This is a genomic window from Cyanobium sp. FACHB-13342 (assembly GCF_014697415.1).
Classification (GTDB): Bacteria; Cyanobacteriota; Cyanobacteriia; order PCC-6307; family Cyanobiaceae; genus Cyanobium_A.
In genome coordinates, this window is record NZ_JACJRT010000014.1 from 1 (window position 1) to 23,435 (window position 23,435).

Sequence of the window (23,435 nt, forward strand, 5' to 3'; positions counted from 1 at the left end):
GGAACAGGAGCAGACCCGACCAACCCACAAATACGAAGCGGTCGCGCTTGAGCCAGTCATCGAGGACGTCGAACCATCCCCGCTGCGGCGCGCGCCCTACAGCGATCGTCATGAGAGCGGCTTCATGAAGCGTTACAACGGAACTCTACGGGGCGCAGCCGTCAAGTGCGCAAGCCCGGCCCAAGAGTGAGCACATTTACCTAAGGCCCCATCCGGGAGCGAATTCGCCACAGTGGGGCGAGCCCCTTTCCCCTTCCATGTACGTCGTCGAGCTCTCCCTCAAGCTCAGCCCCATGCCTGTTGCCGTGCAGCGCAAGGAGCTGGCCGACGCCCAGGCGGTGTATGGCCAGGTGCGCCAGGCCCTCGAGGGGGAGGGCCCGCGGGTGCTGGAGCTCAGCTGCGAGAAGGAAGAGGAGAAGCGGATCAGCCTGCTGAGCAGTGAGGTGGTGGCCGTTCAGCTCTATGAAAAGTCGGCGGCGGGCAGCGGCGGCAAGCGACCCGGGTTCAGCTTTGAGGGCTGAGCGGACGCTGAGCCTCCCCTGAGCTCCCTGGATCCATCCCAGCCATGATCCCCCCCCTCACCGTGGAGCGGCTCAGCTTTGCCTGGCCGAACGGCCGCCCCGCGCTCCGCCACTGCACCCTGCAGATTCCCCACCCGGGCCTGTGGATGCTGGTGGGCAGCAACGGCAGCGGTAAGAGCACCCTGCTGCGGTTGGTGGCCGGCCTGCTGGAGCCCCGCAACGGCCGCATCCAAGTGGCCGGCAAGGCGGCCCTGGTGTTCCAGAACCCGGATCACCAGCTGCTGCTGCCCAGCTGCGCCAGCGATCTCCAGCTCGGTCTGGCCGCCGACCTCAGCGAGGACGAACGCCGCCACCGGGTGGCCCTGGCCCTGGAGCAGGTGGGATTGGCGGAGCTGGGCGAGCGGCCAATCCACACCCTCAGTGGTGGCCAGAAACAACGCCTGGCCATTGCCGGAGCCCTGGCCAGCGAAGCGGAGCTGGTGCTGCTCGATGAACCCACGGCCCTGCTCGATCCGGACAGCCAGCGTGACGTGCTGGAGCTGCTCTGGCAGCTCACCCATCGCCCGGAAACCCCCCTCACGGCCCTGTGGATCACCCACCGCCTCGAGGAGCTGGAGCGCTGTGATGGCGCGGCCCTGATGGAGCACGGCGCCGTCGGCCCATGGCAAAACGGGCCGTCCCTGGCGACCCGGCTGGCCCCCTTGCAGGGCGGCGGGCCTGAGGGGTAAGGTCTTCGGACCGGATTCTTCCGGTGTGGTCCTCGGTAGCTCAGCGGTAGAGCGATCGACTGTTAATCGATTGGTCGCAGGTTCGAATCCCGCCCGGGGAGCTTTTTGGATCAACCGCAGCCTTCGGGTTGCGGTTTTTTTATGGCCGCCAAACGGGGTGCAACATTGAACTCCTAAAAAATCCTGAAGATCCCCGGCCCAGACCATCCGCCTCCCTGCAGGTGAGCACTGGATTTCAGCGCCCTGCCAAGGCCCAGGGCGAAGCCCGCAGCCCCCAAACGGGGCTGCGGAGCGCCCCCGGCGCTTCAGCAGACCCTCGCCGTCAGGACAAAAACGGAGAAAATGCAGTCAAATTCGCTGCAGCGGTAGCGATTGATTCACTGCCTTACGTGCACTGCCTCCCGTGCACCTGCTCCCGTGCACTGCTCGACGTCCACCGCTAACGCTCTCCGCCTGTTGCCATGAAGCCCTGCATCCTGCTGATCGAAGACGACAGCGACATGCGCGAGCTGGTGGCGGGCCACCTCGAGCACGGGGGGTTCGACGTGCAACGGGCCGATGACGGCATCAAGGGCCAGGCCCTGGCCCTCCAATACAGCCCGGATCTGATCCTGCTGGATCTGATGCTGCCCAAGGTGGATGGCCTCACCCTCTGCCAGCGCCTGCGGCGGGATGAGCGCACCGCCAAGATTCCGATCCTGATGCTCACGGCCCTCGGCAGCATCAAGGACAAGGTGAGTGGCTTCAACTCCGGAGCCGACGACTACCTCGCCAAACCCTTCGATCTCGAAGAGCTGATGGTGCGGGTGAAGGCCCTGCTGCGCCGCAGCGACCATGCCCCCCTCTCGGCCAAACACAACGAAATCCTCAGCTACGGCTGCCTCACCCTGGTGCCCGAGCGGTTTGAAGCCATCTGGTTCGATGCCCCGGTGCGCCTGACCCACCTGGAGTTCGAGCTGCTCCACTGCCTGCTGCAGCGCCACGGCCAGACCGTGGCCCCCTCGCTGATCCTCAAGGAGGTGTGGGGCTATGAACCGGACGACGACATCGAAACGATCCGCGTGCACGTGCGGCACCTGCGCACCAAACTCGAACCCGATCCGCGCAAACCCCGGTTCATCAAAACCGTTTACGGCGCGGGCTACTGCCTGGAGCTGCCCAGCGACGACCAGCTGGCCGATCTGGTACCCCTGATCCACGAAGCCCGCCAGGCCCAGGCCAGCTAATCGCCAGCCTCAGAGGCCGGCCAACTCCAGCAGGGCCACCTCCCAGGCCAGCCGCGGCTGCACATAGGAGCGCAACTGGCTGCGCAGCCGTTCGAGGCGCTGCAACTGGGCCAGCGGAGCCTGGCGACGCCAGAGGGCCAACTGCCACCAGCCCAGCAGCCACAGCTGCTGCTCGGCGTCGAGGGCCTCAACCAGATCCCTGGCCAGGGCGAGGGCCTGCAATGGATCGGCCGAAGCGGCCAACGCCAGCAGACGGTCGGTCAGCCCCTCGGGCAAGGCGGCCCAGGCCTGCCGGCAGCGCAGCAATGCCCCCGGCGAGCCCGCGGCAAGCTCCACCAGGACCGGCGGGTCATCGGCAATCCCCGCCTCGCCGCAGCGCTCCAGCACCGCGGCCAGCTGGCTGGGGTTCAGCCGGGTGAAGGGGATCTGCTGGCAGCGGGAGCGAATCGTGGTGAGCAGCTGATCCGGTGCAGCCGCGATCAGGATCAGGAGGCCATCGCCGGGCTCTTCCAGGGTTTTGAGCAGGGCATTGGCCGCGCCCTCGGCCATGGCCTCGGCCCCCTCGAGCACCACCAGGCAGCCCTTGGCCTCCACCGCCCGGCGCGACAGGAACCGCGACACCTCGCGGATTTGCTCCAGGCGCAGCTGGGGCGCCGCCCGCCGGGCCAAGCCCAGCTCCTCCGCCTTGGAGGCGGGTACCAACTGGCCCTTGTCCTGATAGGTGGGCTCCACCCAGAGGAGGTCGGGATGGTTGCCCTCCTGCAGCCGCCGACGGATGGCGGCAGCACCGCCCGGGCCCGCCAACACCCCCTCCAGGAAGCGCAGGGCCGCCAAGCGCCGGCCCACCCCGTCCGGGCCGGCAAAGAGATAGGCCGGAGCAAGCCGCCCCTGGGCCAGGCAGGCCTCCAACAGGGCCACGGCCCTGGGCTGGCCGAGCAGGTCGTCGAACAGGGCCGTCACGGGCGGGCCGCCAGCTGGGCCAGCGCGGCACGGCAGGCCTCGGCCACCCGCTCCGGCGGCTGGGTGGCATCCACGCGCAGCCAACCGCGCTCCCGGGCCAGCCGCTCGAAGCCGGTCACCACCCGCTGCAGAAAGGCTTCGCCGCTGGCCTCGATGCGGTCGGCGGCACGATCGCCGCGGCGGCGCAGGGATTCCGCCAGGGGCAACGCCAGCCAGAGGGTGAGATCGGGGGCCAGGCCGCCGGTGGCCAGCTGCTCCAGCTGGGCGATCCGGCCAAGGTCAAGGCCGCGGCCATGGCCCTGGTAGGCGGCGGTGGAGCCGCTGAAGCGATCACTCAGCACCCAGTGGCCCGCCGCCAGGGCCGGCCGAATCAGCTGCTCCACATGCTGGGCCCGATCGGCGGCATAGAGCAGAAACTCGGCCATCGGTTCCGGGGCCGCCTCCCCCGGGGGATGCAACAGCAGCTGGCGCAGGGCGGCGCCCAGGGCCGTGCCGCCGGGCTCCCGGGTCACGATCAGCTCGGCACCGGGGGCCAGCAGGCCGCTGCCGGGCAACCAGGTGCGCAGGGCGTCGAGCTGGGTGCTCTTGCCACAGCCATCGATGCCTTCCAGCACCACGAACCGGCCGCGGGGGCCCATGGCCGGTTCTGCCACCTGGAAATCAGCGGGAAGGGTGGGCCCCATCCTGCAGCAGCAGCGCGTTGACCACCACCGTGATCGAGCTCATCGCCATCAACAGGGCCGCCAGGGGGGGGGTGAGCAACACGCCGAAGCCCGGCAGCAGCACGCCGGCGGCCAGGGGCAGCACGATCAGGTTGTACCCAAAGGCCCAGGCCAGGTTCTGACGCACCTTGGCCATGGTCTGGCGGGCCAGCACCACGGCGCGCACGATGCCCTGCAGCTGGTCACCCATCACCACCAGATCCGCCGTGTCCTGGGCGATCTGGGTGCCGGTCCCCACGGCGATGCCCAGATCCGCCGCAGCCAGGGCCGGGGCATCGTTGATGCCATCCCCCACCATGGCCAGGGCACCCCGGGCCGGTGTCTGCAGGATGCGCTCGAGCTTCTGCTCTGGCCGCAGGTCCCAGGCCAGCTCCGACTCCCGCAACCCCAGCCGAGCCCCCAGCTGCTGCACCGGCTCCTGCCGATCGCCACTGAGCAGGCCGAGCTCCAGTCCCAGAGCCCGCAACTCGGCAAGCACCGCAGCGGCATCGGGGCGGGGCTGGTCCTCCACCGCCACCAGCCCCAGCAAGCCCTGCTCCCCGGCCACGGCCAGCACACTGGCCCCACGGCACTCCAGCTGGGCCTGGAGGGCGAGCCATTCCGGCGCGGGCGCCTCCTGAACCCAGCCCAGCCGCCCCACCCGCAGCCGCTGGCCTTCAATGCAGCCCACCACACCTTGCCCGGCGCTGGTGTGCGCTTCGCTCACAGGCAGCAGCTCCAGCCCTCGGCGCTGGGCCTCCTGCAGCAGGGCAAAACCCAGGGGATGGCGGCTGCCCGTCTCGAGGCTCGCCGCCAGCTGCACCAGCCGATCGGCCCCGACCTCTGCCTGGGGCTGCACCGCCGCCACCAGGGGCCGGCCGCGGGTGAGGGTGCCGGTCTTGTCAAACAGCATGGCCTGGAGCCCCGCGGCGGTTTCGATCGCATCGCCGCCCCGGAACAGCAGGCCCTCCCGGGCGGCCCGGCCCGTACCCACGGTGATGGCCGTGGGGGTCGCCAGGCCCAGGGCACAGGGGCAGGCCACCACCAACACCGCAATGGCCAGCTGGAGGGCCAGGGCAAAGGGGGTTTCAGCGGCAATTCCCATCCCGCCGTGGCCGGCACTGTGACCGCTGAGCACCTGGGGCCAGAGGTGGGCACCGAGCAGCCACCAGAACAGCAGGGTGGCCACCGCCAAAGCGAGCACCACCAGGGTGAAACGGCCGGCGATCCGGTCGGCCAGGCCCTGGATCGGCGCCTTGCGGGCCTGGGCCCGCTCCACCAGATGGATGATCCGGGCAATGGCGCTGTCGGCGCCGCGGCGGCGCACCTCCAGCACCAGGGGCGCTTCCAGGTTGAGGCTGCCCGCGGCCAGCTCGCTGCGGGGGACGGCCTGAAGGGGCAGGGGCTCCCCCGTGAGGCCGGACACATCCACCGCAGATGCACCCTCCAGCACCACCCCATCCACCGGCACCCGATCGCCGGGGAGCAACTGAACGCGGTCACCGGGCCTCAACCCACCCACCCGCACGGGGCGGGGTGGACCCTCGCCCAGCAGCAGCAGGGCGGTGTCAGGCTGGAGCTCGGCCAACTCCTCCAGGGCCCGACCTGTGCGGAAACGGGCGCGGTCTTCCAGGAAGCGACCCAGCAACACGAAGCCCAGCAGCATCACGGGCTCGTTGAAAAAACAGGGCCAGCCGCGCTGGGGCCACAGCAAGGCCACCAGGCTGGCCAGGTAGGCACTCACCACGCCGAGGCCCACCAGGGTGTCCATGCTGGGCAGGCCGGCCAGGGCCGTCTGGACGCCCCGCACCAGGATCGGGCGGCCAGGACCAGCCAGGGCCACGGTGGCCACCAGGGCATGGATCCAGATCGCCCCGAGCCCGGCCAGGGCGAGGTGGCCCAGCACCGACACCAGCAACAGGGCCAGGGCCACCACCAACTGGCGCCAGTTCTGCCACCAGGTGCGCGTCTGGAGCCGCTCCCGCCGGGAGGGCAACTCGCCATCGCTGGACCGCAGCCTGGCGTGGAAACCCAAACCCTCCAGGGACTGGAGCAGGTCCCCCTGGCTGGCCTCCGGCGACACGACGTCGACCCAGGCGGTGCGGGTGAGCAGGTTGACGCTGGCCTGGCGGACGCCGGGCTGGTCGAGCAGGCGCTGCTCGACGGCCCGCACGCAACCGCCGCACTTCATGCCCTCAATGTCCAGCAGGAGGGGCTCCAGCGGGAGGGGCTCCTGCACAAGGGGCTCCTGAAGCGTGGGCAAGGCCGGCGGGGAGCAGATCGGCTCAGGCTAGGGAGATCCGGCAGGATGGGCGCCACGCAGCCCACCGACGTCACCGTGCCCCGCAGCCAACGCAACGACAACTTCATCGACAAGAGCTTCACGGTGATGGCCGACCTGATCCTCAAGGTGCTGCCCACCAACCGGCGCGCCAAGGAGGCTTTTGCCTACTACCGCGACGGCATGAGCGCCCAGGCCGACGGGGAATACGCCGAGGCCCTGGAGAACTACGAGGAGGCCCTCAAACTCGAGGACGACCCCAACGACAAGGCCTTCATCCTCTACAACATGGCCCTGGTGTTCGCCAGCAACGGCGAACATGCCAAGGCCCTCGACTTCTACGGCCAGGCCCTGGATCTCAACAGCAAGATGCCCCAGGCCCTCAACAACATGGCGGTGATCCACCACCACCTGGGCTCGATCGCCGAAGAGCGCGGTGATGCCGACGAGGCCGACCGCTGCTTCGACCAGGCCGCCGACTTCTGGGGCAAGGCGATCCGCCTGGCTCCGAACAACTACATCGAAGCCCAGAACTGGCTCAAGACCAGTGGCCGCGGTAGCGTCGACGTGTATTTTTAAAGAACTATATAACTCCGATTTTTGGATTTAATTCTAAAAATTGAGCTTTTTCAGGCCGTCGTTCTTGGGATTAGCGGCCTGGCTTTCCTGTTCGTAGCGGCCCAGCAACCGCGCTCGTCCGCGTTGTGGACTTGCACGATTGCCATGGCCTGCTTTGCCGCAATGCTCAGGGAGCTTGACCCCGAGCTACTCCGAACAGAAACCTATTTCTGGGCCAATCAATTCGGCAGAAAAGTTCTTTATAGATTCGCCATTGGCTGTTCAGTCGGCCTTCTAGCCGCTGCATTTGCCCTGCAAAGACAGCAAATGCGACGGTTTTTGGATGCCAGGCTGATAGTCACCTGGCTTGCTGCCATTGCCTTGATGGCCATTGGATCCTTGTTCGAAAAACAAGGTCAAATGCTCCTTGAAGAAATTTTCGAGCTGGCCGGGCAACTGCTTGTTCTGCTCAGCGCTTGGCTCCTGGCCAAGACCCCAATCCTTCAACCATCCCCATCCCCGCATCCAAAGCCAAACTGAACAACGCCGCTGCCGGCCTAGGCCCGGTCATCCGCCGGATTCACCCCCAAAGCGGCCACCAGCGCCTCAGCCACCCCGCCGGCCTCCAGCAGCTGCAGGCCCAGCCCGGCAGCGGCCTTGGCCAGGCCTGATCCCTTCGGCACCACCGCCCGGGTGAAGCCGAGCCGAGCCGCCTCCTGCAGCCGCAGCTCCAGCTGACCCACGGGCCGCAGCTGGCCGCCCAGGCCCAGCTCGCCCACCAGCACCGTGCCGGGAGGCAGGGTGAGGTCGCGGTAACTGGCCACCACCGCCGCGGCCACCCCCAGATCCGCCGCCGGCTCCTCCACCTCCAGGCCGCCGGCCACGGCCAGATAGCAGTCGAAACGCGACAGCGGCAGGCCGAGGTGTTTTTCGAGCACCGCCAGGATCTGGTGCAGACGGTTGGCGGCGATGCCGGTGGCACTGCGGCGCGGGCTGGCGTAGCTGGTGGTGCTCACCAGCGCCTGGAGCTCCACCACCAGAGGCCGGGTGCCTTCGCAGGCCACGATCGTGGCCGTGCCGGCACTGGGTTCATCGCCGCCCAGAAACAACTCGCTGGGGTTGGTCACCTCGGCCAGGCCCCGGTCGCGCATCTCGAACACCCCCAGCTCGTGGGTGGCGCCAAAGCGGTTTTTCACCGCCCGCAGCAACCGGTGGCTGGCGAAGCGGTCACCCTCGAAGGTGAGCACCGCATCCACCAGGTGCTCCAGCACCTTGGGCCCAGCCAGGGCGCCCTCCTTGGTCACATGACCCACCAGCAGCAGGGCCGTGTCCTGGCGCTTGGCGATGCGGGCCAGGGCCGCGGCACAGTCGCGCACCTGGGCCACCGAACCCGGCGCGCTGCCCAGCTCGGCATCATGCAACGCCTGGATGCTGTCGATGATGGCCACCGCCGGCCGCAGGGCCTCGAGCTCCTGCAACACCAGCTCCAGGTCGGTTTCGGCCAGCAACTGGAAATCGGCTCCAGCCCCAGGATCACCAGCGGGATCACCCACGCTGCTCTGGGCCAGCCGGCGCCAGCGCAGCTTCACCTGCTGGGCCGACTCCTCAGCACTGACGTAGAGCACGCTGGCCCGCCCCGCCATCGAACAGGCGCTCTGCAACAGCAGGGTGCTCTTACCGATGCCGGGGTCACCGCCCACCAACACCAGGGATCCCGGCACCAGCCCGCCACCGAGCACCCGGTCCAATTCGCCATAGCCGCTGCTGAGCCGCTGGAGCGCCCGCTCCCCCACCGCCTGGATCGGCTCCGACCGCCGCGGCTGGCCGGCCGCCTCCGCCGCCTCCACCACGGGTCGCCGCCGCCGGTTGTCGGCCGCCGGGGCGGCCTTCTGCTCCACCAGGGTGTTCCAGCTGCCGCAACCGGAACAGCGCCCAAAGAACTGACGCGTCTGGGACCCACAGCTGGTGCAGACGAAAACGGTGCTGGGCTTGGCCACGGGCAGGGCTGACGAAAGGGAGCTTTGTGAAGAGCTGTATGAAGAAAGGTGGCGTTGAATGCAACGTTCGCCCCTCAGGCCTTTTCAGTAGGGGCTATCTGATGTAGCAGCTCGGCTGCGGCGATGACGGTTTCCGCCCCCACCACCATCCACGGGACCAACCACGGCAAAGAGACGATCCTGGTCGTGGATGACGAGGCCAGCATCCGCCGGATCCTGGAAACGCGCCTGTCGATGATCGGCTATCAGGTGGTCACCGCCTGCGATGGCGTCGAGGCCCTGGAGCTGTTCAAAACCAGCCAGCCCGACCTGGTGGTGCTCGACGTGATGATGCCGAAGCTGGATGGCTACGGCGTCTGCCAGGAGCTGCGCAAGGAATCGGACGTGCCGATCGTGATGCTCACGGCCCTGGGCGATGTGGCCGACCGCATCACCGGCCTGGAGCTGGGCGCCGACGACTACGTCGTCAAACCCTTCAGCCCCAAGGAATTGGAGGCCCGCATCCGCTGCGTGCTGCGCCGGGTGGAAAAGGAAGCGGTGGCCGGCATCCCCAACTCCGGGGTAATCACCGTGGGCGACCTGCGCATCGACACCAACAAGCGCCAGGTGTATCGGGGCGATGAGCGCATCCGGCTCACCGGCATGGAGTTCAGCCTGCTGGAGCTGCTGGTGAGCCGCAGCGGCGAACCCTTCAGCCGCGGCGAGATCCTCAAGGACGTGTGGGGCTACACCCCGGAGCGCCACGTGGACACCCGGGTGGTGGATGTCCATATTTCCCGGCTGCGCTCCAAACTGGAGGACGATCCGGCCAATCCCGAGCTGATCCTCACGGCTCGCGGCACCGGATATCTGTTCCAACGCATCGTTGACGCCGTTGCCTCCGAAGGGTCCTGACAAGCGCGCCAAGCCCAGCCGGGCCATTCGCCGGCTGGTGATCTGGTATCGCCGCAACGCTGCGGTGACCAGCCTGGTGGACAGCGCCACCAGCACCGCTGGATCCGTGGCCGGCAACGTGGCTGGAGCGGCCGGAGCGGCCACCAGCGCGGCCGGCACCATGGCCAACACGGTGCTGCAGCCGTTGGTCTTCGATCCCCTACGCCGCCTGCAGCGGGGCCTGGGCGGCCCCGATGAAGACAAGCCGATCAACGACGCCGACCGCCTCTGGGTGGCCGTGGATGGCATGGGCGGCGACTACGCCCCGGGCCCGATCCTGGAGGGCTGCCTGAGGGCGGTCGAGCTCCTGCCCCTGCGGGTGCGGTTCGTGGCAGAACAGGCCCCGCTCCAGGCCGCGATGGCCGAGATGGGCCTGCAGGAGCAGCTCGACGAGGCCGTGGCCCGGGGGCTGATTCAGCTGGTGCCCAGTGGACCCTCGGTGGGCATGGACGAAGAGGCCACGGTGGTGCGCAAGAAGCGGGACGCCAGCATCAACATGGCCATGGACCTGGTCAAACAGGGACAGGCGACCGCCGTGTATTCCGCCGGCAACTCCGGAGCGGTGATGGCCTCGGCGATCTTCCGGCTGGGCCGGCTCAAGAGCATCGATCGCCCCGCCATCGGCGCCCTGTTTCCCACCAAGGACACCGAGCAGCAGGTGCTGGTGCTGGATGTGGGCGCCAACATGGACTGCAAGCCCGCCTACCTGCACCAGTGGGCCCTGCTCGGCCACATCTACAGCCGCGATGTGCTGCAGGTGGCCCATCCCCGCATCGGCCTGGTGAACATCGGCGAGGAGGAGTGCAAGGGCAACGAGCTCTGCCTGCGCACCTACCCCCTGCTGGCCGAGGAGAAGCGTTTTGTGTTCGCCGGCAACTGCGAGGGGCGCGACATCCTCTCGGGTGAATTCGACGTGGTGGTGTGCGATGGCTTCACCGGCAACGTGCTGCTGAAATTCCTGGAATCGGTGGGCAGCGTGCTGCTGGATGTGATCAAGGAGGAGCTGCCCCGGGGCCGCCGCGGCAAGGTGGGTTCCGCCTTCCTGATCAACAACCTGCGCCGCATCAAAAAGCGGCTCGACCACGCCGAACACGGCGGGGCCCTGCTGCTGGGCGTCGACGGGGTGTGCGTGATCGGCCACGGCAGCAGCAAGGCCCTCTCGGTGCTCAGCGCCCTGCGGCTGGCCCACTCCGCCGCCAGCCATGGGGTGATGGCCAACCTCCATGCCCTCACGACAACTGTGGTTGACTGACCCCACTGTGGGCTGAATCCGGTGCCACTCGGCGGCGTCAACACACCAGCGGTGCTGGGGGGCATGGCCCTGGTGGGTTGCGGCAGTGCCGTGCCGGCGGCCAGCATCACCAACCAGCAACTCAGCGAGCGGGTTGACACCAACGACGACTGGATTCGCACCCGCACCGGCATTGGCGCCCGCCGGGTGGCTGGGCCGGAGGAATCCCTCACCTGCCTGGCCAGCCGGGCCGCCCAGGCTGCCCTTGACCATGCCGGCTGGAAGGCGGAAGACCTGGATCTGATCCTGCTGGCCACCTCCAGCCCCGACGACCTGTTCGGCACGGCGCCGCGGGTGCAGGGCGCCCTTGGCGCCAGCCGCGCCGTGGCCTTCGATCTCACGGCCGCCTGCAGCGGCTTTCTGTTTGCCCTGATCACGGCCGGCCAATACCTGGGCAGCGGCGCCATGAAGCGGGCCCTGGTGATCGGGGCCGACCAGCTCAGCCGCTGGGTCGACTGGGACGACCGCAGCACCTGCGTGTTGTTCGGCGATGGGGCGGGGGCCGTGGCCGTGGAGGCCTGCGCGGCGGATGCCACCGGCCTGCTGGGCTTCCGCATGCGCTCCGACGGCAGCCGCAACGGCTGCCTCACCCTGGCCCAGGTGGACCGCCACAACCCCTTGCTGGGGGAGCTGACGGCCCAACAGGGCGGCTTCGCGCCCATCCAGATGAACGGCCAGGAGGTCTACAAATTTGCGGTGCGGGAGGTGCCGGCGATCCTGGGCGAGCTGCTGGAGGCCACCGGCACCGCCCCTGAGCAGCTCGACTGGCTGCTGCTGCACCAGGCCAACCAGCGCATCCTCGATGCCGTGGCCGATCGCTTCGCCATGCCCCACGACCAGGTGCTCAGCAACCTGGCCCAGTACGGCAACACCTCGGCTGCCACGATCCCGCTGATGCTGGATGAGGCTGTGAAAGACGGCCGGGTGCAGCCCGGCCATCTGCTGGCCAGCAGTGGCTTTGGCGCCGGTCTGAGCTGGGGGGCTGCCCTGCTGCGCTGGGGCGGGCCCAACGGAGGCTGAGGCCTAATCTCCTGCCACTTCCAAAGAGGCGGCAGCATGGGCATTGCCTGGGTGTTTCCTGGCCAGGGCTCACAGAAAGTGGGCATGGCCGAGGCCGTGTTGGAGCTTCCCGGAGCCCGGCAGCGCTTTGCCCAGGCCTCGGAGCTGCTGGGGCGGGATCTGCTGGCCATCTGTGCCGGCAGCGCCACAGGCGAGCTGGCCGATCTGAATGACACCCGCAACACCCAGCCGGCGTTGTTTGTGATCGAAAGCCTGCTGGCCGAAGCGCTCCAGGCCCAGGGCCGCACGGCCCAGGTGGTGGCCGGCCACAGCCTTGGGGAGCTGGTGGCCCTGCACGTGGCCGGGGTGTTCGACGTCACCACGGGCCTGGCCCTGATGCACTCCCGCAGCACCCTGATGGCGGCCGCCGGTGGCGGCGCCATGACCGCCGTGATGGGCTTCGACCGCGGCGAGCTGGAGGCCCTGGTGGCCGCCAACGACGGGGTGGTGATCGCCAACGACAACAGCAGCGCCCAGGTGGTGCTCTCCGGCAGCCCGGAAGCGGTGGCGGCGGTCAGCGCCCAACTCACCTGCAAACGGGCCATTCCCCTGGCGGTGAGTGGCGCCTTCCACTCGCCCTTCATGGCGGCGGCGGCCGAAGCCTTTGCGGCCGAACTGGAGGCGGTGCCCTTCGCCGATGCGGCGATCCCCGTGCTGAGCAACACGGACCCCACGCCCGAAACCAACGGAGCAGCCCTCAAGGCCCGCCTGATCCACCAGATGACCACCGGCGTGCGCTGGAGGGAAAGCATGGACACCTTCGGGGCCCTGGGCATCACCACCGCCGTGGAAATCGGCCCCGGGGCCGTGCTCAGCGGCCTGATCAAGCGCAGCTGTGAGGGCATCACCACCGCCCAGATCGGCAGCGCCGCCGACCTCGGCGTGGACGGCGGACTGGGAGCGGGCGCGTGAAGGGACTGCTCCGCCGCCGCAAACCGGCCGACCCTCCCGCCCTGATCCGCACGCCCCGGCCCAGCCTCACCTACCGGCTGATCAGCTACCTGCTGGTATTCCCAGTGTTCCGGCTGCTGTTTCGGGGCCGCACCGCTGGCAATGCCAACGTGCCGATGGAGGGGGCCCTGGTGGTGGTAGCCAACCATGGCTCCCACCTCGATCCGCCCCTGCTGGGCCATGCCCTGGGCCGGCCCGTGGCCTTCATGGCCAAGGCAGAACTGTTCCGGGTGCCGATCCTGGGCCCGATCATCCGCGCCTGCGGGGCCTATCCGGTGTCCCGCGGGGCCAGCGACCGCGAAGCCATCCGCACCGCCACCGACCGGCTGCTGGAGGGCTGGGCCACGGGGGTGTTCATCGACGGCACCCGCCAGAGCAACGGGCGGGTGAACGATCCCCAGGCCGGTGCCGCCCTGCTGGCGGCCCGGGCCGGCGTGCCCCTGCTGCCGGTGGCGATCATCAACAGCCACCGAGCCCTGGGCCCGGGCCAGGCGGGTGCCCGGTTAGTGCCGATCCACATCCGCATCGGCACACCGATTCCACCGCCCGCCTCCCGGCGCCGACCCGACCTGGACGCCGCCACCGCCGCCTGCCAGGCCCAGATCAATGCCCTGCTGGATCAGGGCCTGATCAGCCGTCGCCAGCTGGGGCCAGCCAGGGAGGCAGGTGTGCTGCCGCCCAGCCCCTGAGATCCCGGCCACTCACCACCCAGAGGGCAGCCCGGGCCCCATCCCCCCAGATCTTGCGTCGCCCCTCGGGCTGGCAGCGAGCGGCACAGGGCACCGCCACCGGCGTGAGGTGGATGCCGCGGCTGCCCGCCACGATCCGGCCCACCAGCAGCGCCCGGTCCATGTGATCGCTGCTGGTCACCAGCAGGGCATGGCGGATCCGCGCCCGGCGCAGATCATCCACCAGGGAGGTGAAGTTGGAGAGGGTGTCGCGGGCGCGGTAATCGAGCTGCACCTGGTGGGACGGCAGCCCCTGGCGCTGCTCAAACAGCCAGTGGGCGTACTCCGGATTGCTGCCGCCGCTCACCACCACCGGCAGACCTTGACGGGCCGCCAGGTCGGCAGCCCGCTGCTCTCGGGCCACATCGCCCCCCAGCACCAGGATCATCTGGGGCGGGGGGGGCAGGGGCCACCACCAGCCGCGCGACAACCAGAGCAGCCCCAAGCCAAAGGCCCCGCTCAGCAGCAGCGCAGCCAGCCCCCGGGGTCTGAGCAACGGCCGACGAATCCTGCGGCGGCGACGCCGGCTGGGCCGCCGTCCGGGTGATACCGCCATCAGAGCCCGGCCACCGGCGAGGTGGGATAGAGGGGCAACACGGGCTGCCAGGGGGCCGTCAGGCCCTGGGCATGGGCCCGCAGGCTGAGGTCCAGCAACTGGTCCACGTCATCGGGGAGCAGGGCCGTGGCCGGCACCTGAACGCCCGGGGGGAGGGTCGTACCCGGGCCAAACAACCGGGGCTGCTCCAACTCCGTGAGGGCGCCATCGGCACCGCCGGGGCCATAGAGACCGGCCACCACCCCGCGACGGGGCAACTCCTGCACCAGCCAGGTGGGCTGGTGGATGCCAAGGCGCCGGGCCGCCAGCAGAAAGCTGGACACGCCATCAAGGGGCACCTGAAGCTGCTGGGCCAGGGTGCGGGCCAGCACCACGGTGAGCCGGGTGCCGGTGAAGCCCCCGGGCCCGGTGGCCACCGCCAGGCGGCTGATCTGGGGCCACTGGTCGGCCGGCAGCAGCTCCTCGATGCAGCTGAGCAACTGGTTGGAGAGGCCCCGACCCAGCGGGAACGCCCGCAGGGCAGGGGGGGCGTCCACCGGGCCCGAGCCGGGGAGCCAACGCACCCCCACCCCGAGCACCTCGCTGGAGCTATGCAGGGCCAAGACGGCTCCCATCACCACCTCCCGGGGCTCATCGGGGCAGGGCAAGACCGGGGCAGAGCCGCTGCCAGCGCCCCCGATCCCGTTGAAAACTGCCACAGGCCCGCACATCCCATTCCACCCCCACGCCCCCGCCGGGAAGGTCCAGCACCTGCACGTGGATGCGCGGATCCTGGGGGGTCATGTCGGGTTGGGCGGAGAGGTGGGGCACACCGTGCTGGCGCTCCACCGCGTGGTAGGCCTGGCAGCGGTCGACCCAGTGGCAATCCACGCAGATGCACATGCTGCCCAGGCCGAGCCAGGAGCCCATTCTGACGGGCGACCGCCCCGCCGGCGAGGTGGCCCAGGCCCTGTGGCAACGGCTGCTGGCGGAGCCCTGGCCCCTGCCGCTGGAGGCCCTGCCGCCGGGCACGGCCCTGGTGGGCGGGGCCGTGCGCGATGGACTACTGGGCCGGCTCGAGCCCCAGCCCGACCTCGATCTGGTGGTGGCCGGGGATGCCATCGGCCTGACCCGCCAACTGGCCCGCAGCCATGGTGGCAGCGCCGTGGTGCTCGATGCCGACCACGGCATCGCCCGACTGGTGCTGGGGGGCTGGTCCATCGACCTGGCCCGCCGCGATGGCGACAGCCTGGAGGCCGACCTGGGCCGGCGCGATTACACGGTCAATGCCATCGCCCTGCCACTGCCCAGCGACGGCCAGAACCCGGGGCTCCTGGTGGATCCCACCGGTGGCCTCACCCACCTGGAGCGCCGGGAGCTGGTGGCGGTGAGCGAGGCCAACCTGCTGGCCGATCCGCTGCGGCTGCTGCGCGGCATTCGCCTGGCCTGCAGCCTCGACTTCACCCTGGAGCCCACCAGCCGGGGCTGGATCGAGCGCCATGGCGACCTGCTCACCCAGGTGGCAGGGGAGCGGGTGCTGGCCGAGCTGGAGAAACTGGCCACAGCCCCCAACGGCGAACGGGGCCTGGCGCTGGCCCTGGCCTGCGGACTGCTGCGGGGCTGGGGAGTCGATCCCAGCGCGGGGGCCCTGCTGGCCGACCTCCGGCTCGATCGGGCCCGGCAACGGGGTCTGGACGCCACCGAAACCGCCTGGGCCCTGCCCCTGGCCCGGCTGAGTGCCCTGCTGCCCCCCCAGGCCCTGGCCGATCTGCGCAGCAGCCGGCGCCTGCAGCAGCGCTGCCGGGCCCTGCGGCACTGGCAAGGCCAGCTCGAGCACGCGGGGGGCTGGGGCGGCCTGGGGGAGGCCGCCAGCCTGGCCCTGCACCGGGAGCTGGAGGCCGATCTGCCGGCCCTGCTGCTGCTGACGCCGAAGCCGGCCTTGCCCCTGCTGGCGCGCTGGCGCAACCCCGACGACCCCCTGCTGCATCCCCGCCCGCCCCTGGATGGGCGCCGCCTGCAACAGCACCTGGCCATCCCCGCCGGCCCCGACCTGGGCCAGCTGCTCGACCACCTCACCCTGGAGAGGGCCTTCGGCCGCCTGCCCGCCGATGGGGGCCCGCAGGCGGATGCCCTGGCCCTGGCCGCCGCAGAACGCTGGTGGCTGCAAAAGGGTGAGGGGGGAACAGGCGGGCGACGTGATTAACTTTCTGATGCAAAGGCGCATCGAGAGGCTTCTCCTCGCCTGCAGAAAGTTTTTTCTCCCCTTCCCCATGAGCATTCGCCTCTACGTCGGCAACCTGCCGCAGACCTTTGATGCCAAGGAGCTTGAGGCTCTGTTCAGCGCGGTGGGCGAAGGGGTGCGCTTCAAGGCCGTCAACGACCGCGACACCGGTGCCTGCCGCGGTTTCGGCTTCGCCAACGTGGACGACCAGAAGCTGGCCGACACGGTGATCGAGCAGCTCAACGGCAAGGACTTCGGCGGCAACGCCCTGCGGATCGAGATCTCGGAGCGCAAGGAGAGCCGCTCCGCCGCTCCGGCCGAGCGCCGCAATGGCAGCGCCCCCACCCCCGCCCGCAAGGCCGTGAACAAGGTGGTGCATGCCGACAACGTCGACAGCGAAGCCCCCGATCCCCGCTGGGCCGGCGAACTGGCCAAGCTCAAGTCGCTGCTTGCCAACCAGACGGCCGCGGTCTGAGGCCACCCTTGCCGACAACGGATCCGATCTCCAGCCATTGGGACTGGCAGGGGCAACGGATCCACCTGCTGGAGGCAGGCGATCCCACCAACCCCACCAAGGTGCTGCTGATCCATGGGTTCGGCGCCTCGGTGGGCCACTGGCGCCATAACCTGCCGCCGCTCAGCCTCCACGCCCATGTGCTGGCGGTGGATCTGCTGGGCTTCGGCGCCAGCGACAAACCGCGCTCCCGGCTGGCCGATGAGCCCGAGCAGCCGGGCGCCGTGCCGTACGGCTTCGACCTGTGGGCCCAGCAGGTGGCCGATCTGGTGCGGGAGCGGCTGCTTCCGTCCGCACGGGGGCGCGCGCCACGCCTGCACCTGGTGGGCAACTCGATCGGCGCCATGGTGGCCCTCACCGCCGCCAGGCTGCTGCTAGCCGAAGGGCACCCACCCGCCCAGGTGATCCTGATCGATTGCGCCCAGCGCACCCTCGACGACAAACGGGCGGCCGAACTGCCGGGCTGGGAGCGCGCGAGCCGGCCCCTGGTGAAAGCCCTGGTGCGCCAGCGGTGGGTGATCGCACCCCTGTTTCGCCTGCTGGCCCAACCGGCCTTCATCCGCAGCGTGCTGGCCCGGGCCTACCCCAGCGGCGCCAACGTGGATGCAGAACTTGTGGCGCTGTTGCATCGCCCCAGCACCGACCCCGGTGCCACCGAAAGTTTCCGGGGCTTCGTCAACCTGTTCAACGACCACCTCGCCCCAGAGCTGCTCACCGACCTCAGTGCCGCCCAGCCTCCCGTGCCGGTGCGGATGCTCTGGGGCGAAGCCGACCCCTGGGAAGATCCGGCCGAAGCTCGCCGCTGGGCCGAGCTCTACCCCTGCATCCAGGAGCTGCAGGTGCTGCCAGGGCTGGGGCATTGCCCCCACGATGAGGCCCCAGAGCAGGTGAATCCGATCCTGGTGCAGTGGATCGGGCTCACCGCGCCTGGGCGATCACAAACGAGCGGGGAAGATCCAGAAACTTGCCGGACGTAGGCACATAGGCCCGGTGGTTGAACACGTCGTAGTCGAGCTCCTCGATCACATCGAGGATGCCGCGATACAGGCGCAGCGACGCCCACACCGGCCAGCGGGCATCGGGTGCCAGCCAACGCACGCCGGCCTCGGAACGGGCGAACCAATCCCGGGCGCGGGCCAGCTGGAACCGCATCAGCTCCCGCCAGCTGTCGTTGAGGGTGCCGGCCATCAGCTCGGCCTCGCTGTAGCCGAAGCGCACCAGATCCTCCTGGGGCAGATAGATGCGGCCGCGGCCCCGGTCCTCGCCCACGTCGCGCAGGATGTTGGTGAGCTGGTTGGCGATCCCGAGGGCCACGGCAGCCTCACTGGTGTCAGGCCGGGCGCTCCAGGGGGCCGAGGTGTAGGCGGGATCCACCCCCATCACCTCCTGGGTCATCAGGCCGACGGTGCCGGCCACCCGGTAGCAATACAGGTGCAGCTGCTCAAACGTGGCGTAGCGGCTGGTGGTGAGATCCATCCGCATGCCCTCGATCATGTCGAGGTAAGGCTGGATGGGCTGGGGGTAGCGCTCAAGCGTGTCCACCATCACCCGATCGAGGCCGTCACGCACCTGGCCCTTGAAGAGCTCGCGCGTGCGCTGCTCCCAGGCGTCCAACCGGGCCGCCAGCTCCTCCACCGGGCGAGCCATCGCCTCCGGGCTGTCCATCAGCTCATCGGTGCGGCGACACCACACGTAAATCGCCCAGATCGCCCGCCGCTTGGCAGGCGGCATCAGCAAGGTGCCCAGGTAGAAGGTTTTGGCCCACTCCGCCGTCTCACGGCGGCAGGCTTCGTAGGCCTCCTCCAGATTGGGAACGGCGGACACCACCACGCTCAGACCGCCACCGCGACCCCGGCAGCCGGCTTGGCCAGGGGGGAGGTGGCGATCGCCTGGGCGCACTGCTTGCCGCTGAGCACCGCCCCTTCCATCGAGGCCAGGTAGCGCTGCATCGTGTAGCAACCGGCCAGGAAAAAGTTGGGGATCGGCGAAGCCTGGTCGGGCCGGAGCTGCTGGCAGCCGGGCACGGTCTTGTAGACCGACAGGGGCGTCTTCACCACGATCGACTTGCGCAGCTTGGCCTGGTCGTCGCCGGTGAAGTGCATCGGGAACAGGCGCTTGAGCTCCTCCATGGTGGCCGCCACGATCTCCTCATCCGGCCGGCCGATCCAGTCTTTCGCCGGAGCAAACACCAGCTCGAGCATGGAGCGCTCGGGGTCCTCGTATTCCTTGCAGGTGTTGCTCATGTCGGCATACACGCTCAGCAGGGGGCTGCGGCTGAACAGCAGGTGGTCGATCTCGGTGAGCTTGCGGTCAAACCAGAGGTGGATGTTGATCACCGGCACGCCATTGAGGCCATCGAGCTTCTTGAAGTAAGGAATTTCCTTCCAGGGCTCGGGCATCAGCAGCTTGAAGGGATCCACCGGCATGGCGCTCACATAGGCATCCGCGGTGAGGGTGCGGGGCTCCTGGCCCTTGATGCCGCCGATCTGGAAGGCCTTCACGCTGCCATCTGGGTTGAGCTCGATCTGGCGGAGGGGGGCATTGAGGTGGACCTCACCACCCCTGGCCTCGATGTAATCGACCATCGGCTGGCAGAGCCGCTGGGGGGGGTTGCCATCGAGGAAGGCCATCTTGGAGCCGTCGCTCTCCTGCAGAAAGCGATTGAGGGCCGTGAGCACCACCGTGCTGGAGATCTCATCGGGATCGATGAAGTTCAGCGCCTTGGCCATGGCGATGAACACCTCGTCATTCACCCGTTCCGGGATGTTGTGGATGCGCAGCCATTCCGTCCAGGAGTATTGGTCGCACTCCTCCACGTACTGCTGACCCCGCAGCATGGCGGGCACCAGACCAATGCCAAAGGCGATTTTTTCCGGCCAGGTGAGCAGGTCGTTGTTGCCCAGAATGGCCGCCACGCCGTTGAAGGGAGCAGGGATATCGGGGAAGTCGAAGCGGCTGTAGGTGCCCGGCGTCTCCTTCTGGTTGAAGATCATCGAGTGGCTCTTCCACTGCAGACGGTCTTCGATGTCCAGCTCCTTGAACAGCTGGCGCATGTTGCGGTAGGCGCCGAAGAAGATGTGCAGGCCGGTCTCGTACCAGTCGCCGTCTTCGTCCTGCCAGGCCGCCACCTTGCCGCCCAGCACGTCGCGGGCTTCCACCACCACTGGGGTGTGGCCCGCATCACAGAGATATTTGGCACACGACAATCCGGCGAGCCCTGCCCCGGCGATGACGACCCGCATCCTTCAGATCTGAAAACCAGAAGCAACCCTAAAGGGGGCCCCGGACCTCCGCGGCCCCGGGAGTTTCTAGAGTTGCGCCATCGGGTGCCCCCAATTCCATGACCATGGCTGAGTCTCGCCCTGTCGACCCTCGCCCTGCAGCGACCCTGCTGAAGTCCACCACCCGTCACGTGCGGATCTTTACCGCCCGGATCGAGAACGGTGATCTGGTGGCCGATCCCAGCCAGCTCACCATGGATGTGGATCCCGACAACGAGTTCCTCTGGGACGCCCCAGTGCTCACCAAGGTTCAGGACCGCTTTCGGGAGCTGGTGGCTGCCCACGCCGGGGCCGACCTGACCGAATACAACCTGCGCCACATCGGCTCCGAGCTGGAAGGCCTGATCCGCCAGCTGCTCCAGGGTGGCGAGCTTCGCTACAACCCGGATGCCCGGGTGCTCAATTACTCGATGGGCCTGCCCCGCAGCACCGAAAGCCTGTGAGCCGCTCCCGCTACAACCCCGACCGGTACGGCGACGACCGCTACGCCGAGGAGGCCTACGGGCGCAGCGGGCGGCGCCCCGAACCGCGGCCGGGGCCCGGCGGGAGCAAGGGCGGGCCTGGGGGACCGGGACCGGGCGGCAGCGGGCCCTTTCAGTTCAACGTGGGCACCCTGGCGATTCTGGCCGGGGTGCTGGTGGTGGGCATCGGCATCGGCACCGGCCTCTCCAGCACCACCCAGGGCGACCAGGGCAACATCGCCAGCAGCCAGCAGCTCGACATGGCCGTGCCCGATCCCGAATTCTGCCGCCAGTGGGGCGCCAGCGCCTTCGTGATGGACGTGGAGCTGTACACCACCATGAACCCCAGCTCCAGCTTCGTCACCCAGCCCGAGCTCAAGGCCGGCTGCGTGATCCGACGGGAGAACTGGAGCGTGCTGCAGAAGGAAGGGGCCGTGACCGCCGAGCAGATGCGCCAGTGCAAGCAGCGCATGAACACCTTCGCCTACATCGGCTCGGTGAAGGACAAACCGATCGTGCGCTGCGTCTACCAGACCGACATCAGCCAGAACAAGTTCCTCACCAAAGGCGTGGCTGACGACACCGTGGGCATCACCCCCGAAGCCGACCAGTTCTGAGCACCGGCCCGTCTGAGCAGCGGGCGGAGAGTCAGCCCGACGTGGCGGCAACCGCTGAGTCCTGCTGGAGCGGCCGACGCAGGGGGCTGTCGGGGCTGGCGAACACCGGCAGCACCTCCTTGCGGAAGGCATCGGCGGCCCGGGAGCAATAGCGGGCGGGGTGGGTGATCAGCTTCAGCTGGCGGCGCACCAGCAGATCGGCCACCTGGGGGCGATGCAACGTGCCGGCCGAGAGCTCCCGCTCGATCGACACCACCGGCAGAAAGGCGGCACCCAGGCCGCTCTGCACGGCATTTTTGATCGCCTCAAAGGAGTTGAGCTCCATCTCGATCTTGAGGCGGCCCACATCCAGGCCGGAGCGGGCCAGCAGCTGGTCCACCATCTTGCGCGTGGTCGACTGGGCATCCAGGCAGACAAAGCCCAGCCGGTAGAGGTCGTCCTTGGTGAGCTCGGGCAGGCGGGCCAGGGGATGCTTCACCGGCAGCACCAGGGCCAGCTCATCGCTGGCGTAGGGCACCACCTGCAGCAACTCCCCGAGTTCCGTGGGCAGCTCCCCACCGATGATCGCCAGATCCACCTGGCCATTGGCCACGCTCCAGCCGGTGCGCCGGGTGCTGTGCACCTGCAGCTGCACCGCCACCTCCGGATACTTCTGGCGGAACAGGCCGATCATCCGCGGCATCAGGTAGGTGCCGGTGGTCTGACTGGCGCCCACGATCAGGGAGCCGCCGCGCAGGTTGTGCAGGTCTTCCAGGGCCCGGCAGGCCTCCTGACACTGGCTCAGGATCCGGTCGCAGTAGCTGAGCAGCAGGTGGCCCGCCTCGGTGAGCTGGGCCTTGCGCCCGCCCCGATCGAACAGGCTGACGCTGAGCTGCTTCTCCAGGTTCTGGATCTGCAGGCTCACCGCCGGTTGGGTGACATAGAGGCTGTCGGCGGCCTTCTTGAAGCTGCCCTCCGAGGCGATGGCCCGCAGGATGCGCAGCTGATCGAGGGTGAAAGGCAGATCTGCCATCGGGTTGCCTGGATGGGCCTGGGCCTGCCGGCTGGCGAGGGCAAAACTCTAGGGGGGAAGTCTGGCAGCGAGAATCGACAGCTTCACAACTCCCCATCCGGCCCTTGCCCCCCAGCTCCCCCCACCACAGCAGCTGGGTGATGCTCGCCCTGCTGCTGGCCTTCGCCGTGGTCCACAGCGGCGGCGCCTCCCTGCGGGTGTGGGGCGTGGAGCGGATCGGCGAGCGGGCCTGGCGGCTGCTATTTGCCGCCGTCAGCATTCCCTCGGCCGTGGTGGTGATCGGCTACTTCCTGGCCCACCGCTACGACGGCGTTCGTCTCTGGAACCTCCAGGACCAGCCTTGGATCGTGCCGCTGGTGTGGGGAGGCACCGCCATCAGCTTCCTGTTCCTCTACCCGGCCACCTACAACCTGCTGGAGATTCCGGCGGTGCTCAAACCCCAGGTGCGGCTGTATGCCACCGGGATCATCCGCATCAGCCGCCATCCCCAGGCCGTGGGCCAGGTGCTCTGGTGCGCCACCCACCTGCTCTGGATCGGCAGCAGCTTCATGGTGGCCACCTGCATCGGCCTGATCGCCCATCACCTGTTTGCGGTGTGGAACGGCGACCGCCGCCTGGCCCGCCGCTTCGGCGCCGCCTTCGAGGAGCTGCGGGCCACCACCTCGGTGCTGCCCTTCCGGGCCGTGCTGGATGGACGCCAACAGCTGGTGCTCGCCGAATTCCTACGACCCGCCCAACTCGGCATCGCCATCGCCGTGGGGGTGTTCTGGTGGGCCCACCGCTTCATCGGCCTGGGGGCCACCAGCTTCTCCCGGTCCGCCCTGGGCCACTGGCTGGGCTGAGCAGCCCAGGCTGCCGGA

At 68.9% G+C, this 23,435-nt stretch carries 26 protein-coding genes, 1 tRNA gene and 1 pseudogene; 17 read left to right on the forward strand and 11 right to left on the reverse strand.

Annotation, left to right across the window (positions count from 1 at the left end):
• Positions 1 to 112, reverse strand: a pseudogene (locus H6G16_RS10455) (photosystem II D2 protein (photosystem q(a) protein)); the annotation flags it as partial.
• 145 nt (positions 113 to 257) lie between these two features.
• Between H6G16_RS10455 and H6G16_RS10460 the strand changes: the two are divergent.
• The 4 genes from H6G16_RS10460 to H6G16_RS10475 all read left to right on the forward strand — a co-directional run bounded on the left by H6G16_RS10460 (position 258) and on the right by H6G16_RS10475 (position 2,475).
• Positions 258 to 521, forward strand: a complete 264-nt coding sequence (locus H6G16_RS10460; RefSeq protein ID WP_190390274.1) for a hypothetical protein — start codon at positions 258 to 260, stop codon at positions 519 to 521.
• 44 nt (positions 522 to 565) lie between these two features.
• The gene (locus H6G16_RS10465; RefSeq protein ID WP_190390275.1) at positions 566 to 1,249 is read left to right on the forward strand and encodes an ABC transporter ATP-binding protein; all 684 of its coding nucleotides are present in this window, start codon (positions 566 to 568) and stop codon (positions 1,247 to 1,249) included.
• A 29-nt stretch (positions 1,250 to 1,278) separates the two neighbouring features.
• Positions 1,279 to 1,350, forward strand: a tRNA-Asn gene (locus tag H6G16_RS10470).
• A gap of 360 nt (positions 1,351 to 1,710) precedes the next feature.
• Entirely contained in the window at positions 1,711 to 2,475 is a 765-nt protein-coding gene (locus tag H6G16_RS10475; protein WP_190390276.1) for a response regulator transcription factor, read from the forward strand.
• 9 nt (positions 2,476 to 2,484) lie between these two features.
• Here the strand turns inward: H6G16_RS10475 and H6G16_RS10480 are convergent, their stop codons facing one another.
• Genes H6G16_RS10480 through H6G16_RS10490 form a run of 3 tightly spaced genes read right to left on the reverse strand, consistent with a single transcriptional unit; the run spans position 2,485 to position 6,399 of the window.
• Entirely contained in the window at positions 2,485 to 3,435 is a 951-nt protein-coding gene (locus tag H6G16_RS10480; protein WP_190390277.1) for a DNA polymerase III subunit delta', read from the reverse strand.
• Positions 3,432 to 4,073 carry a dTMP kinase gene (gene tmk / locus H6G16_RS10485; RefSeq protein ID WP_190390502.1) on the reverse strand — a complete coding sequence of 214 codons (642 nt, stop codon included), beginning with the start codon at positions 4,071 to 4,073 and terminating at the stop codon, positions 3,432 to 3,434. The genes H6G16_RS10480 and tmk overlap by 4 nt, the downstream gene beginning before the upstream one ends.
• A 22-nt stretch (positions 4,074 to 4,095) precedes the next feature.
• Complete coding sequence (locus tag H6G16_RS10490; protein ID WP_277874997.1) at positions 4,096 to 6,399, reverse strand: heavy metal translocating P-type ATPase; 2,304 nt, start codon at positions 6,397 to 6,399, stop codon at positions 4,096 to 4,098.
• Positions 6,400 to 6,474: 75 nt separating this feature from the next.
• Here H6G16_RS10490 and H6G16_RS10495 point away from each other — a divergent pair, with 75 nt between their 5' ends.
• Together H6G16_RS10495 and H6G16_RS10500 are read left to right on the forward strand one after the other, a co-directional pair.
• On the forward strand, positions 6,475 to 6,996 hold the full coding sequence (locus H6G16_RS10495) for a photosystem I assembly protein Ycf3 (RefSeq protein WP_190390504.1): 522 nt from the start codon (positions 6,475 to 6,477) through the stop codon (positions 6,994 to 6,996).
• Positions 6,997 to 7,017: 21 nt separating this feature from the next.
• Positions 7,018 to 7,515, forward strand: coding sequence for a hypothetical protein (locus tag H6G16_RS10500; RefSeq protein ID WP_190390278.1), 498 nt, complete (start codon positions 7,018 to 7,020; stop codon positions 7,513 to 7,515).
• A 17-nt stretch (positions 7,516 to 7,532) separates the two neighbouring features.
• Here H6G16_RS10500 and radA read toward each other — a convergent pair whose 3' ends face one another.
• Positions 7,533 to 8,972, reverse strand: a complete 1,440-nt coding sequence (gene radA, locus H6G16_RS10505; RefSeq protein WP_190390279.1) for a DNA repair protein RadA — start codon at positions 8,970 to 8,972, stop codon at positions 7,533 to 7,535.
• A gap of 123 nt (positions 8,973 to 9,095) precedes the next feature.
• On the opposite strand from radA, the gene rpaB reads away from it, so the two are divergent.
• The 5 genes from rpaB (at position 9,096) to H6G16_RS10530 (ending at position 13,895) form a co-directional block, all read left to right on the forward strand.
• The gene (gene rpaB / locus H6G16_RS10510; RefSeq protein WP_190390280.1) at positions 9,096 to 9,866 is read left to right on the forward strand and encodes a response regulator transcription factor RpaB; all 771 of its coding nucleotides are present in this window, start codon (positions 9,096 to 9,098) and stop codon (positions 9,864 to 9,866) included.
• On the forward strand, positions 9,847 to 11,157 hold the full coding sequence (gene plsX / locus H6G16_RS10515) for a phosphate acyltransferase PlsX (RefSeq protein WP_190390505.1): 1,311 nt from the start codon (positions 9,847 to 9,849) through the stop codon (positions 11,155 to 11,157). The genes rpaB and plsX overlap by 20 nt, the downstream gene beginning before the upstream one ends.
• Positions 11,158 to 11,220: 63 nt before the next feature.
• A complete protein-coding gene (locus tag H6G16_RS10520; protein WP_190390506.1) occupies positions 11,221 to 12,216 on the forward strand; it encodes a beta-ketoacyl-ACP synthase III in 996 nt (331 codons plus the stop codon).
• 36 nt (positions 12,217 to 12,252) lie between these two features.
• Positions 12,253 to 13,167, forward strand: a complete 915-nt coding sequence (gene fabD, locus H6G16_RS10525) for an ACP S-malonyltransferase (protein WP_190390281.1) — start codon at positions 12,253 to 12,255, stop codon at positions 13,165 to 13,167.
• Complete coding sequence (locus H6G16_RS10530) at positions 13,164 to 13,895, forward strand: lysophospholipid acyltransferase family protein (protein ID WP_347238866.1); 732 nt, start codon at positions 13,164 to 13,166, stop codon at positions 13,893 to 13,895. The genes fabD and H6G16_RS10530 overlap by 4 nt, the downstream gene beginning before the upstream one ends.
• On the opposite strand, the gene H6G16_RS10535 is transcribed toward H6G16_RS10530, so the two are convergent.
• The 3 genes from H6G16_RS10535 to H6G16_RS10545 all read right to left on the reverse strand — a co-directional run bounded on the left by H6G16_RS10535 (position 13,837) and on the right by H6G16_RS10545 (position 15,372).
• Positions 13,837 to 14,322, reverse strand: a complete 486-nt coding sequence (locus H6G16_RS10535) for a YdcF family protein (protein WP_242036389.1) — start codon at positions 14,320 to 14,322, stop codon at positions 13,837 to 13,839. The genes H6G16_RS10530 and H6G16_RS10535 overlap by 59 nt on opposite strands.
• Positions 14,323 to 14,489: 167 nt before the next feature.
• Entirely contained in the window at positions 14,490 to 15,104 is a 615-nt protein-coding gene (gene tsaB / locus H6G16_RS10540; protein WP_190390508.1) for a tRNA (adenosine(37)-N6)-threonylcarbamoyltransferase complex dimerization subunit type 1 TsaB, read from the reverse strand.
• Between the two features lie 16 nt (positions 15,105 to 15,120).
• Positions 15,121 to 15,372, reverse strand: a complete 252-nt coding sequence (locus tag H6G16_RS10545) for a Ycf34 family protein (RefSeq protein ID WP_190390283.1) — start codon at positions 15,370 to 15,372, stop codon at positions 15,121 to 15,123.
• Here H6G16_RS10545 and H6G16_RS13245 point away from each other — a divergent pair.
• The 3 genes from H6G16_RS13245 to H6G16_RS10560 all read left to right on the forward strand — a co-directional run bounded on the left by H6G16_RS13245 (position 15,371) and on the right by H6G16_RS10560 (position 18,181).
• Positions 15,371 to 16,672, forward strand: a complete 1,302-nt coding sequence (locus H6G16_RS13245) for a CCA tRNA nucleotidyltransferase (protein ID WP_190390284.1) — start codon at positions 15,371 to 15,373, stop codon at positions 16,670 to 16,672. The two genes, H6G16_RS10545 and H6G16_RS13245, sit on opposite strands and share 2 nt — an antisense overlap.
• 67 nt (positions 16,673 to 16,739) lie before the next feature.
• Positions 16,740 to 17,165, forward strand: coding sequence for an RNA-binding protein (locus H6G16_RS10555; RefSeq protein ID WP_190390285.1), 426 nt, complete (start codon positions 16,740 to 16,742; stop codon positions 17,163 to 17,165).
• Positions 17,166 to 17,173: 8 nt separating this feature from the next.
• Positions 17,174 to 18,181 carry an alpha/beta fold hydrolase gene (locus tag H6G16_RS10560; protein ID WP_242036371.1) on the forward strand — a complete coding sequence of 336 codons (1,008 nt, stop codon included), beginning with the start codon at positions 17,174 to 17,176 and terminating at the stop codon, positions 18,179 to 18,181.
• Here H6G16_RS10560 and H6G16_RS10565 read toward each other — a convergent pair.
• Both H6G16_RS10565 and pds read right to left on the reverse strand, forming a co-directional pair.
• Entirely contained in the window at positions 18,123 to 19,031 is a 909-nt protein-coding gene (locus H6G16_RS10565) for a squalene/phytoene synthase family protein (protein WP_190390286.1), read from the reverse strand. The genes H6G16_RS10560 and H6G16_RS10565 overlap by 59 nt on opposite strands.
• A 5-nt stretch (positions 19,032 to 19,036) precedes the next feature.
• Positions 19,037 to 20,446 (reverse strand): 15-cis-phytoene desaturase, encoded by a 1,410-nt coding sequence (gene pds, locus H6G16_RS10570; RefSeq protein ID WP_190390287.1) that lies wholly within the window; start codon positions 20,444 to 20,446, stop codon positions 19,037 to 19,039.
• A gap of 104 nt (positions 20,447 to 20,550) precedes the next feature.
• Here pds and H6G16_RS10575 point away from each other — a divergent pair, with 104 nt between their 5' ends.
• Both H6G16_RS10575 and H6G16_RS10580 read left to right on the forward strand, forming a co-directional pair.
• Positions 20,551 to 20,928, forward strand: coding sequence for an NAD(P)H-quinone oxidoreductase subunit M (locus H6G16_RS10575; protein ID WP_190390288.1), 378 nt, complete (start codon positions 20,551 to 20,553; stop codon positions 20,926 to 20,928).
• Complete coding sequence (locus tag H6G16_RS10580) at positions 20,925 to 21,563, forward strand: DUF3172 domain-containing protein (protein ID WP_190390289.1); 639 nt, start codon at positions 20,925 to 20,927, stop codon at positions 21,561 to 21,563. Before H6G16_RS10575 ends, H6G16_RS10580 begins: the two co-directional genes overlap by 4 nt.
• 31 nt (positions 21,564 to 21,594) lie before the next feature.
• Here the strand turns inward: H6G16_RS10580 and H6G16_RS10585 are convergent, their stop codons facing one another.
• Positions 21,595 to 22,575, reverse strand: a complete 981-nt coding sequence (locus H6G16_RS10585; protein WP_190390290.1) for a LysR family transcriptional regulator — start codon at positions 22,573 to 22,575, stop codon at positions 21,595 to 21,597.
• A 140-nt stretch (positions 22,576 to 22,715) separates the two neighbouring features.
• Between H6G16_RS10585 and H6G16_RS10590 the strand changes: the two genes are divergently transcribed.
• The gene (locus tag H6G16_RS10590) at positions 22,716 to 23,417 is read left to right on the forward strand and encodes an NnrU family protein (protein WP_190390510.1); all 702 of its coding nucleotides are present in this window, start codon (positions 22,716 to 22,718) and stop codon (positions 23,415 to 23,417) included.
• The last annotated feature ends 18 nt before the right edge of the window (positions 23,418 to 23,435 follow it).